Annotated in this window: 10 protein-coding genes; 2 read left to right on the plus strand and 8 right to left on the minus strand. The window is 63.3% G+C overall.

Annotated elements, in window-relative coordinates:
- Window positions 1-15: 15 nt before the first annotated feature.
- From EOB59_RS23585 to gcvA, 7 genes are all read right to left on the minus strand, one after another.
- Entirely contained in the window at window positions 16-1,494 is a 1,479-nt protein-coding gene (locus tag EOB59_RS23585; RefSeq protein ID WP_128289359.1) for a mannitol dehydrogenase family protein, read from the minus strand.
- Window positions 1,495-1,639: 145 nt separating this feature from the next.
- Window positions 1,640-2,410, minus strand: a complete 771-nt coding sequence (locus EOB59_RS23590; RefSeq protein ID WP_128289360.1) for an L-iditol 2-dehydrogenase — start codon at window positions 2,408-2,410, stop codon at window positions 1,640-1,642.
- Between the two features lie 2 nt (window positions 2,411-2,412).
- A complete protein-coding gene (locus EOB59_RS23595) occupies window positions 2,413-3,411 on the minus strand; it encodes an ABC transporter ATP-binding protein (protein WP_127330447.1) in 999 nt (332 codons plus the stop codon).
- Window positions 3,412-3,480: 69 nt separating this feature from the next.
- Window positions 3,481-4,305 (minus strand): carbohydrate ABC transporter permease, encoded by an 825-nt coding sequence (locus EOB59_RS23600; RefSeq protein WP_023810705.1) that lies wholly within the window; start codon window positions 4,303-4,305, stop codon window positions 3,481-3,483.
- A gap of 11 nt (window positions 4,306-4,316) precedes the next feature.
- Window positions 4,317-5,189 (minus strand): sugar ABC transporter permease, encoded by an 873-nt coding sequence (locus tag EOB59_RS23605; RefSeq protein ID WP_128289361.1) that lies wholly within the window; start codon window positions 5,187-5,189, stop codon window positions 4,317-4,319.
- A gap of 124 nt (window positions 5,190-5,313) precedes the next feature.
- On the minus strand, window positions 5,314-6,624 hold the full coding sequence (locus tag EOB59_RS23610; RefSeq protein WP_128289362.1) for a sugar ABC transporter substrate-binding protein: 1,311 nt from the start codon (window positions 6,622-6,624) through the stop codon (window positions 5,314-5,316).
- 225 nt (window positions 6,625-6,849) lie between these two features.
- Window positions 6,850-7,755 (minus strand): transcriptional regulator GcvA, encoded by a 906-nt coding sequence (gene gcvA / locus EOB59_RS23615; RefSeq protein ID WP_128289363.1) that lies wholly within the window; start codon window positions 7,753-7,755, stop codon window positions 6,850-6,852.
- Window positions 7,756-7,865: 110 nt separating this feature from the next.
- Between gcvA and EOB59_RS23620 the strand changes: the two genes are divergently transcribed.
- On the plus strand, window positions 7,866-8,051 hold the full coding sequence (locus EOB59_RS23620; protein ID WP_127811284.1) for a hypothetical protein: 186 nt from the start codon (window positions 7,866-7,868) through the stop codon (window positions 8,049-8,051).
- Window positions 8,052-8,088: 37 nt separating this feature from the next.
- On the opposite strand, the gene EOB59_RS23625 is transcribed toward EOB59_RS23620, so the two are convergent.
- Complete coding sequence (locus tag EOB59_RS23625) at window positions 8,089-9,048, minus strand: sugar-binding transcriptional regulator (protein WP_127268413.1); 960 nt, start codon at window positions 9,046-9,048, stop codon at window positions 8,089-8,091.
- Window positions 9,049-9,307: 259 nt separating this feature from the next.
- Between EOB59_RS23625 and EOB59_RS23630 the strand changes: the two genes are divergently transcribed.
- Entirely contained in the window at window positions 9,308-9,940 is a 633-nt protein-coding gene (locus EOB59_RS23630) for an HAD family phosphatase (protein ID WP_127808327.1), read from the plus strand.
- Window positions 9,941-10,056 lie beyond the last annotated feature (116 nt).

The raw sequence follows: 10,056 nt of genomic DNA on the forward strand, positions 1-10,056 counted from the left end.
GGCCGAGAATGGCTCTCAGAGCTTGCCGGCGAGGTAGCGCGTCAGCGTCGCGCGTGCGCCGTTCGCCCACAGCACGTTGAGCGCATGGGCGAAGGCCTCGACAAACGCCGTTGCGCGACCGACATCGCCATAGATGTCCTCCATGGCGAGCCAGGCGGCGGGAGCATCCTTTGCCGCCTTTGCCGTCGCCTGCAGCCGGTCCCAGCTCGGGTCGTTGGGCTCGATGACGGCGCCGCTGTCGGTGGTGCCGAAGCAGTAGCGGCACCACAATGCCGATTCCAGCGCCAGGCCGGCGACGCTCTTTCCGGCCTTCAGCCGGTCGGAGATGGTCGGGATGATGAATTTCGGCTGGCGGTTGGAGCCGTCGAGGCAGAGCCGGCGCACCGTGTCGCCGATCTTGGGATTGGAAAAGCGGCTCTCGATGAGCTGGTAATAATCTTCTAGGACCGTGTCCGGCACCGGCGGCACCGTCGGGATGATTTCGTCCCGTTCGAGCTTGGCCAGGAAACCGCTCACCAGTGGCTCCTGCATCGCCTCATGGACGAAATGGATGTCCATCAGGCCGGCCGGATAGGCAATCGTCGCGTGGCCGCCATTGAGGATGCGGATCTTCATCAATTCATAGGGCGCAACGTCTTTGACGAACTGCACGCCGACCTTTTCCAGTGGCGGCCGGCCGCCGGTGAAATGGTCCTCCAGCACCCATTGCCGGAACGGCTCGCAGAATACCGGCCAATTGTCCTCGAGGCCAAAATCCTTGGCCAGGATGCCGCGTTCGCGGTCCGTGGTGGCCGGCGTGATGCGATCGACCATGCCGTTCGGGAAGGCGACATGCTCGCTGGCCCAGTTCGCCAGATCCTCGTCGATCAAACGGGCCAGGCCGATGACGCCGTCCGAGGTGACATGGCCGTTGTGGGGAATGTTGTCGCACGACATGACCGTGAACGGCACGGTGCCTTCATCGCGCCGCCGCACCAGCCCGGCAAGGATGATGCCGAACACCGTCTTCGGTGTCGCGCCGGGCTGCGCATCGGCGACGATGTCGGGGTGGGTCGGGTTGAACACGCCGGATGCCGGATCGATGAAATAACCGCCCTCGGTGATGGTCAGCGAAACGATCTTGATCGCCGGGTCGGCCAGCCGTTCGATGATGCCGGCCGCATCGCCGGGCATCAGGAAGTCGATCATGGCGCCGGTGACCCGGGCGCTCATATGGCCGCTGTCCTGCTCGACCACCGTGGTCAGCCAGTCCTGCTCTTCCAGTTTGCCGCGGCCGATCTTTTCACCGTCGAACACGCCGGCGCCGATCAGTGCCCAGTCATGGCCGATGCCCGAATTGAACAGATCGTCGAGATAGACGGCCTGATGCGAGCGATGGAAATTGCCGACGCCGAAATGCACGATGCCGGCCTTCAATGTCGCGCGGTCATAGTTCGGCCCGGCGACCTCAGCGGGCAGTTTGGAGAGGTTTGAGGACGAGAGTTTCACGGTCATCTGTTTTACCCTTTGGCCGGATCTAGGCCTTCGTTACGCTCCTCTCCCGGTCGGGGAGAGGATAAGGGGTGGCACTGGCTACGCGCCCGCTGATGTCGGCCTCTGCTCCCCGCGGAGGGACGAGGAGCAGAGGCCGTCCCCCGCCTCAACTCATCCACTGGCCGCCGTCGACATTGTAGGTCTGGGCGACGATGTATTCGGCGTCGCTGCTGGCGAGAAAAACCGCCATGCCGGTGAGGTCCTGCGCCGTGCCCATGCGGCCATACGGCACTGTCTCGCCGACCAGCTTCTTCTTCTCGCCCTTCGGCCGGTTCTCATATTTGGCGAACAGCGAATCGACGTGATCCCAGTGCTCGCCGTCGACGACGCCAGGGGCAATCGCGTTGACGTTGATGCGGTGCTTGATCAGGTCGAGCCCCGCTGACTGTGTCAGCGAAATGACGGCGGCTTTGGTGGCGCAATAGACGCCGACCAGCGCCTCGCCGCGTCGCCCGGCCTGGCTTGCCATGTTGATGATCCTGCCGCCCCGGCCAGCCGCGATCATCGAGCGGGCGGCTGCCTGCAGCATGAACAGCGTGCCAGCGACATTGACGGAAAACAATTTATCGTAGCTTGCCTTGGTGATCTCGACGATCGGTGCCAGATCGAAAAGAGCGGCGTTGTTGATCAGGATATCGAGGCCGCCGGTCTTCGTCTCGACGGCTTTCACCGCCGCCTCGATGGAGGCGAGGTCGGTGACGTCGAGCTTGACCGCATAGGCCCTGCCGCCGATCTCGGCGGCCGTCTTCTGCGCCGCCTCGAGATTGATGTCGGCTATGGCGACGGTGGCGCCTTCGCCGGCATAGGCTTCGGCGAAGGCTCTGCCGATGCCGCGGGCCGAACCTGTGATCAGCGCGGATTTGCCGGCCAGCCGCATGTTCAGATTGCCTTCCCGTCGGCGCCGAAGCGATGCAGCTTGGCCTTGTCGGGCGTTAGATAGATGGTGTCGCCATGATGGACGCCGAGTTCGCCGTCGGCGCGCACCGTCAGCGGACCGACGCCATCGGCCTGGACATGCAGGAAGGTGTCGGAGCCGAGATGCTCGGCGACGCCGACGACCGCCTTCCATTCGCCCGCCGTGGTCGAGATCTCCAGGTGTTCGGGACGGATGCCGATGGTCTTGGCGCCGTTTTTGGCAGCCGGCGCGCCTTCGATCAGGTTCATCTTCGGCGAGCCGATGAAGCCGGCGACGAACAGGTTCTTCGGCGTCTTGTAGAGCTCCATCGGCGAGCCGACCTGCTCGATGTTGCCGGCGTTCAGCACGACGATCTTGTCGGCCATGGTCATGGCTTCGACCTGGTCATGGGTAACGTAGATCATGGTCGTCTTGAGCTGATGGTGCAGCTCGCTGATCTCCAGCCGCATGGTGCCGCGCAGTGCCGCATCGAGATTGGACAGCGGTTCGTCGAACAGGAAGGCGGTCGGCTGACGCACGATGGCGCGGCCGATGGCGACGCGCTGGCGCTGGCCGCCGGAAAGCTGGCCGGGCCGGCGTTCGAGATAGTTCGTCAGGTTGAGCACGCGCGCCGCGTCTCCCACCTTCTTGTCGATCGTCGCCTTGTCCTCGCCGGCCATCTTCAGCGGGAAGCCGATGTTCTTGGCCACCGTCATGTGCGGATAGAGCGCGTAGGACTGGAACACCATGGCGAGCTTGCGCTTGGCCGGTGCCTCGCCGGTGACGTCGCGGCCGTCGATGTTGATGGAGCCGCCGCTGGTGTCCTCGAGCCCGGCGATCAGCCGCAGCAGCGTTGACTTGCCGCAACCCGACGGGCCGACGAAGACGACGAACTCGCCATTCTCGATCACCAGGTCGAGACCGGGGATGATGGACGTCGCTCCGAAGGATTTGGAGACGTTCTTGAGCGTGATATTTCCCATGATTTCCTCCCCGAGGGGTTATTTCTGCCGATTGCTTCGGGCAATTCCGTTACTTCACCGCACCACCAACTATTTGACCGCACCAAATGTCAGGCCGCGCACCAGCTGCTTCTGGCTGAACCAGCCCATGATCAGGATCGGCGCGATGGCCAGTGTCGAGGCGGCCGAAAGCTTGGCCCAGAACAGGCCTTGCGGGCTGGAGAACGAGCTGATGAAGGCGGTCAGCGGTGCTGCTTCCGTCGTCGTCAGCCGGATCGTCCAGAATGCCTCGTTCCAGGCCAGGATGATGTTGAGCAGCATCGTCGAAGCGATGCCCGGCACCGCCATCGGCGTCAGCACATAGACGATCTCGTTCCACAGCGACGCGCCGTCCATGCGCGCCGCTTCCAGGATCTCGCCCGGTATTTCGCGGAAATAGGTGTAGAGCATCCACACCACGATCGGCAGGTTGATCAGCATCAGCATGATCATCAGGCCGATGCGGCTGTCGAGCAGTCCTGTATCGCGGAAGATCAGGTAGATCGGGAACAGCACCGCGACCGCGGGCATCATCTTGGTGGACAGCATCCACATCAAGATGTCCTTGGTCCGCTTGGTCGGCGAGAAGGCCATCGACCATGCCGCCGGTATGGCGACGAGCAGGGCCAGGATGGTCGAGCCGACCGAGAGCAGCACCGAGTTGAAGAAGAACTTGAAGTAGCCGCTCTGCGCCTGGACCTCGGCATAGCTCTCGAACGTTCCCGACGGGATGATGCTGAAGCCCTGGATGGCTTCCTGCTCCGACTTGAACGAGGTGATGATCGTGTAGAGGATCGGGAAGAAGATCAGCAGGGCGACGATCCAGGCGGCAACTGTCGCAATCGTCTTGTGCTGGGTGGTGACTGAGCGTGCCATCGTAGCCTCCCTTACTTGTCCAGGTTCTTGCCGACGGCGCGCATGGCGAAGAAGGCAACGATGTTGGCGAGAATGACGGCGATCACACCGCCGGCGGATGCCTGGCCGATTTTGAACTCCAGCAACGCCTTCTGGTAGACGAGGAAGGGCAGGTTGGTGGAGGCGTATCCCGGGCCGCCATTGGTGGTGACGAGGATCTCGGCATAGACGGAGAGAAGGAAGATCGTCTGGATCAGGATGACGACCGTGATGGCGCGCGACATGTGCGGCAGCGTCAGATAGATGAAGCGGCTGATGAAGCCGGCGCCGTCCATCTCGGCGGCTTCCTTCTGCTCGCCGTCGAGCGACTGCAGCGCGGTCAAGAGAATGAGCGTGGCGAAAGGCAGCCATTGCCAGGCGACGATGATGATGATCGCCAGCATCGGATGCTGCCCGAACCAGTCGATCGGCTGGGCCCCGAAGAAGCGCGCTATGTCGGCGAACACCCCATATTGCGGGTGCATGATCATGTTCTTCCACACCAATGCGGCCACCGGCGGCATGACGAAGAACGGCGAAATGACCAGGATGCGCACGACGCCCTGGCCCCACATCGGCTGATCGATCAGCAGCGCCAGAAGGATACCGCCGATCACCGTGATCAGGAGCACGCTGACCACCAGGGTGAGCGTGTTGAGGATCGATTGCAGGAAGGCCGGGTTGGAATAGAACAGCGCGTAATTCGAGAAGCCGACAAAGCCGTCGCGGACCGGATTGAGCGGGTTGTATTGCTGGAAAGAGAACCAGATGGTGATGACCAGCGGCACAATCATCCAGACGAACAGCAGCACCACGGATGGCGCCATCATGAAACGGGCAAGCGAACGGGTCTGCTGAGTAGCCATGACGGTCACCCTTCACTGGTCAGACGGAATTTTCAAAAGGCGTTAAAGGCGGCCGCCCGAACTGGGAACTCGGGCGGCCGTTGCCGGTCAAGGAGGCGACCGGCAGTCGGCACCGGGAGGAGCCTTACTTGATGTATCCGCCTTCGGTCATTGCCGCGGTGGCAGCGTCCTGGGCCTGCTTCAGCGCGTCGTCGACGCTCGACTGGCCGGCAAGAGCCGCCGAGAAGAGCTGGCCGACCGTGGTGCCAAGACCCTGGAACTCAGGGATGGCGACGAACTGTACGCCGACATAGGGCACCGGCTTGACGGTCGGATGCGTCGGGTCGGCGGCGTTGATGGAGTCCAGCGTCATCTTGGCGAACGGAGCCGCCTTCTGGTACTCGGCGTTGGCATAGAGCGAGGAGCGCGTGCCCGGAGGAACGTTGGCCCAGCCTTCCTTCGAAGCGACCAGTTCGGCGTAGTGCTTGCTGGTCGCCCAGGAGACGAACTTCTGGGCGGCATCGGCCTTCTGCGTGCCGGCGGGGATCGCCAGCGACCATGCCCACAGCCAATTGCCGCGCTTGCCCAGGCCATTGTCGGGTGCCAGCGCATATCCAACCTTGTCGGCGACCTGCGATGCCTTGGGATCGGATACGAAGGACGCAGCGACGGTGGCGTCGATCCACATGCCGCACTTGCCCTGCTGGAACAGCGCCAGGTTTTCGTTGAAGCCGTTGGAGGACGCACCCTCGGGGCCGTCGGCCTTCATCAGGTCGACATAGAACTGCAGCGTGTTCTTCCATTCCGGCTGATCGAACTGCGGCTTCCAGTTCTCGTCGAACCAGCGGGCGCCGAAGGAGTTCGACATGGCGGTCAGGAAGGCCATGTTCTCGCCCCAGCCGGCCTTGCCGCGCAGGCAGACACCGTTCACGCCATTCGCGCGGTCGGTCATCTTGTCGGCGGCCTGCTTGATGAAGTCCCAGGTCGGCGCGTCGGGCATCTTCAGTCCGGCCTTCTCCATCAGGTCCTTGCGGTACATGACGAAGGAGCTTTCGCCGTAGAAGGGCGCGGCATAGAGCTTGCCGTCGACCGAAAGGCCGCCGGCGATGGCGGGGATGATGTCCTTGGCGTCATAGTCGTCGCCGAGCTTGTCGAGCGGCAGCAGCCAGCTCTGCTTGGCCCAGATCGGAACCTCGTAGGTACCGATGGTCATCACGTCGTACTGGCCGCCCTTGGTGGCGATGTCGGTGGTGACGCGCTCGCGCAGCACGTTTTCTTCGAGCGTGACCCAGTTGAGCTGGATGTCCGGGTTCGCCTTGGTGAAGTCGTCGGTCAGCTTTTGCATGCGGACCATATCGCCATTGTTGACGGTGGCGATGGTGATGGATTCGGCGTGTGCGGCGAACGCAAGCGTGCTGGCCGACAACAAGCCCAGGGTGAGCGTGCGAAGTTTCATCAAATTCCTCCCTTGAACCAAGATGAGCATTTGCCTTGGCTTTGGGCAATTACTCACTTGGCGTGAATTATGTCAAGTCGGATTCGATGCTGCAGCGCAGCACCCGGGCGACACCGCAGGCCGGGACGAGCGGAAATTGCCAGGGCGAGAATCATCCCGGCCGGATACAGTGAGGCAGCAGCGGATAGATCTGCGAAAACCAGGTGCAGCCCGAAAGCTTGCCGGTCAGCCGGCGATCTCGGCCAGCAGCCAGTCGCGGAAGGCACGGATCTTCGGCACGTTGCGGCGCGCTTCGGGGTAGACCAGCCAATAGGCATGGCCGTCGTCGCCAACAAGATCGAAAGGCTGGATCAGGCGCCCGTCGGCAAGTTCCGCCTTGAACAGCGCCCTGGTCAGGACCGCGACGCCATGACCGGCGATCGCCGCATTGGCCTCATAGGCCTGCGCGCCCATGCTGCTGCCGGGCCGCTTGGCAAGATCGTGCGAATGCACGCCGGAAGCCTCGAACCATTGCGTCCACCAGATGTCGCCGGGATCGAGGATCGGCAGCCGCAACAGGTCCGCCGGTTCCCTGACGCCGCCGATGCTTGCCGCGAGCTTCGGGCTCAGCATCGGGGTGAAGTCGGCATCGAGCAGCTTGTAGGCTTCCAGCCCCGGCCATTTGCCGCCGCCCGACCGGATGGCGAGGTCGACATCCTCGCGGGCGAAATCCGTCAGCCGGCTCGACGTTTCGAGCCGCACGGCAAGGGAGGGATGAGCGATCTGGAAAGAGCCCAGATGGTGCGCCAGCCAGTTCGAGGCAAAGGTCAGCACCGTCGTGACGCACAGCAATCCATCGGCGCCGCCACGCGCCGCCGCATAGGCCTGGCCGAGAATGGCAAAGGCCTCGCTGACCGCCGGCGCGAGGCGCTGTCCGGCCTCGGTGAGTGCGATCTGGCGCGGCCGGCGCAGGAACAGCGGTGCGCCGACCCGTTCCTCCAGCACCTTGATCTGATAGCTGACCGCTGCCTGCGTCATGGCGAGTTCGCCGGCGGCCTTGGTGAAGGAAAGATGCCGCGCCACCGCTTCGAACACCCGGATCGCCTGCAGCGGCGGAAGCTGTGAAACCTGCCGAGAGCTCAGGTCCGGCATAAAGCCTCCTTATGGGTCCTTATCGACGTTCGATTGGCAAAGACTGCCGTCAAGACCGACATTCCCAGTCAACCCGTCATTCGGGTTCAGGATAGCGAAGGTTGACGATCATGACTATGGCGCAGCAAAAATGCAGTCCCGCTCCGGATCACCGCTGGATTTCGTGGCTGACAGACGGATTCGGCTGGTTCGCGGGCAAGAAACGGGCACATCTCGACATCAGGGACCTGTCGCCGCATCTGCAGCGCGATCTCGGTTTTCTCGATGGCAACGACCCTTTCGGGCGGCACAGCTAGCGCGGTTGGTTTTATCGCAAATCAGGTGTGGTTCCGGTCAGATGTTGGCCAGCAGGGCGGCGGCGGTCCGTTCATCGGTGATGAGGCCGTTGATCAACCGCCGGTTCGCGGCCGCCAGAATGCCTGGCAGCTTTCGTTCGCCCATGGCCAGTGCGATGACCAGCGATTTCTCGCGTGACGGAAGCGACGCCGACGACACCCGGTCGTTGGTGATGCCCTCGATCATGCGGCCCTCCCTGTCGAACACCCAGCCGACGATCTCGGCGATGCCGCCGGCCTTCTGCAGCGCCTTCAATTCGCTCTCCGAAATGAAGCCGTCTTCGTAGAGCGGCGCCTTGGGGCCGAGGTCGCCGATGCCGATGAAGGTGACGTCGGCCTCGGCGGCAAGCGCAAGCGTCGGCTGGATCATCGGCTGGTTGAGCAGCATCTCGCGCTCCTCCGGCGACGAGGCGATGACCGGCAGCGGCATCGGGAAGGAGCGCGCCTTGACCCTATCGGCCATGGTGAAGATGACGTTGTAGAAGGCGGCCGAGCCGTCCGGCGAGATGTTGCCGGTCAACGACACCACCTTGTGCTGCGGGCATTCCATTGGCGGCAGCTGCTCGATCGCCGCCTTCAGCGTGCGCCCGGTGCCGATCGCCATGACGATCGGGGTCGGTGACCGCAGCCGCCGCTCGATCTCGGCGGCAGCCGCCTCGGCGATGCCGATCGTGGTCGAGGACGAATTGGGGTCGCTCGGCACCACCTCGACCAGATCGAGCGCAAAGCGCGATCTCAGCCGTGCCGCCAGATCGAGGCAGTTGGCGATCGGATGGTCGACGCGAACCTTGATCAAGCCCTCCGACACCGCCAGCGATACCAGCCGCTGCGCCGTTTGCCGCGAAATGCCGAGCGTCGAAGCGATCTGGTCCTGTGTGTTGCCGGCAACATAATAAAGCCAGCCGGCGCGCGCCGCATCGTCCAGCCTGTTGCTGCCACCATCCTGCCGGCTATTCAAGGTCCTGCCTCCCGAGACCGCCGGTCATGAGAGCGGCCCATGCCCACTTTCGCAGGGAACGGCCTGCTGCGCAATTGTCAATCTCGGGAGCAATTGCTTGCTGTTTCCCGGCGTAGGCACGGCCCGGGTTTTTTTCTCCCACGATGCCCTGCGTCGCCAAAGAGACTTGGCGGCGGTCCCGACAGACGGCAGGTTCTTGCGCTCCGAAGGTTTATCTCCCAGCCCAAACCCTTTAAGGGATGGCAAAAAGGAGCCTCGCATGACGCCGAAAGCGGTTTTCTGGGACATGGACGGCACGCTGGTCGACAGTGAGCCGCTGCACGAAGCAGCCCTGGTGGCGGCGATGCGCAATGTCGGCCTTGTCCCGCCGGACGATCTGCATGAGCGCGTGCTCGGCGTCGCCGCCTGGCCGGTCTACGAGATGATGCGCGACGAGTTCGGCCTGGACCTGCCTTTCGACGACTGGATCGTGCGCAAATACGAGCATTATCTGCCGCTGGTGGAGAGCTTGAAGCCGCGCCCCGGCGCGATCGAGATCTTCAACGAGCTGCGTGCAAGAGGCATCCAGCAGGCCGTGGTCTCGAATTCGGACCGGATGATCGTCGACGCCAATCTGAGCATGGTCGGCCTGATCTACCCCGGCATGAAGACGATCAGCCGCAACGATGTGCGCGAAGGCAAGCCGCATGCCGAGCCGTTCCTGCGCGCCGCCTATCTGGCCGATGTCGACCCTGCGCACGCCGTGGCGATCGACGACAGCTGGCCGGGCGCCATGGCGGGACTGGCGGCGGGCATGAAAACGATCTTCTGGCCGGAAAAGCCGATGGAAGGCCCGCCCGGCGCCGTCGTCATCAACAGCGCCGAGGAATTGCGGACTGAACTGGGGCTTTAAGCTTGGGGAAAGTGGGTGGCTCTTCCTGCGACGTCGATGATTGGCGAAACCGGCGAATAAGAGCGTCCTTCTCCCCGTCACTATACGGGGAGAAGTGCCCGGCAGGGCGATGAGGG

Source organism: Mesorhizobium sp. M7A.F.Ca.MR.176.00.0.0, from assembly GCF_004023165.1.
Lineage (GTDB): Bacteria > Pseudomonadota > Alphaproteobacteria > Rhizobiales > Rhizobiaceae > Mesorhizobium.

Bases quoted from the DNA above. Each gene is read 5' to 3' on its own strand.
- EOB59_RS23585 (WP_128289359.1), bottom strand. From the start codon at position 1,494: ATGACCGTGAAACTCTCGTCCTCAAACCTCTCCAAACTGCCCGCTGAG.
- EOB59_RS23590 (WP_128289360.1), bottom strand. From the start codon at position 2,410: ATGCGGCTGGCCGGCAAATCCGCGCTGATCACAGGTTCGGCCCGCGGC.
- EOB59_RS23595 (WP_127330447.1), bottom strand. From the start codon at position 3,411: ATGGGAAATATCACGCTCAAGAACGTCTCCAAATCCTTCGGAGCGACG.
- EOB59_RS23600 (WP_023810705.1), bottom strand. From the start codon at position 4,305: ATGGCACGCTCAGTCACCACCCAGCACAAGACGATTGCGACAGTTGCC.
- EOB59_RS23605 (WP_128289361.1), bottom strand. From the start codon at position 5,189: ATGGCTACTCAGCAGACCCGTTCGCTTGCCCGTTTCATGATGGCGCCA.
- EOB59_RS23610 (WP_128289362.1), bottom strand. From the start codon at position 6,624: ATGAAACTTCGCACGCTCACCCTGGGCTTGTTGTCGGCCAGCACGCTT.
- gcvA (WP_128289363.1), bottom strand. From the start codon at position 7,755: ATGCCGGACCTGAGCTCTCGGCAGGTTTCACAGCTTCCGCCGCTGCAG.
- EOB59_RS23620 (WP_127811284.1), top strand. From the start codon at position 7,866: ATGACTATGGCGCAGCAAAAATGCAGTCCCGCTCCGGATCACCGCTGG.
- EOB59_RS23630 (WP_127808327.1), top strand. From the start codon at position 9,308: ATGACGCCGAAAGCGGTTTTCTGGGACATGGACGGCACGCTGGTCGAC.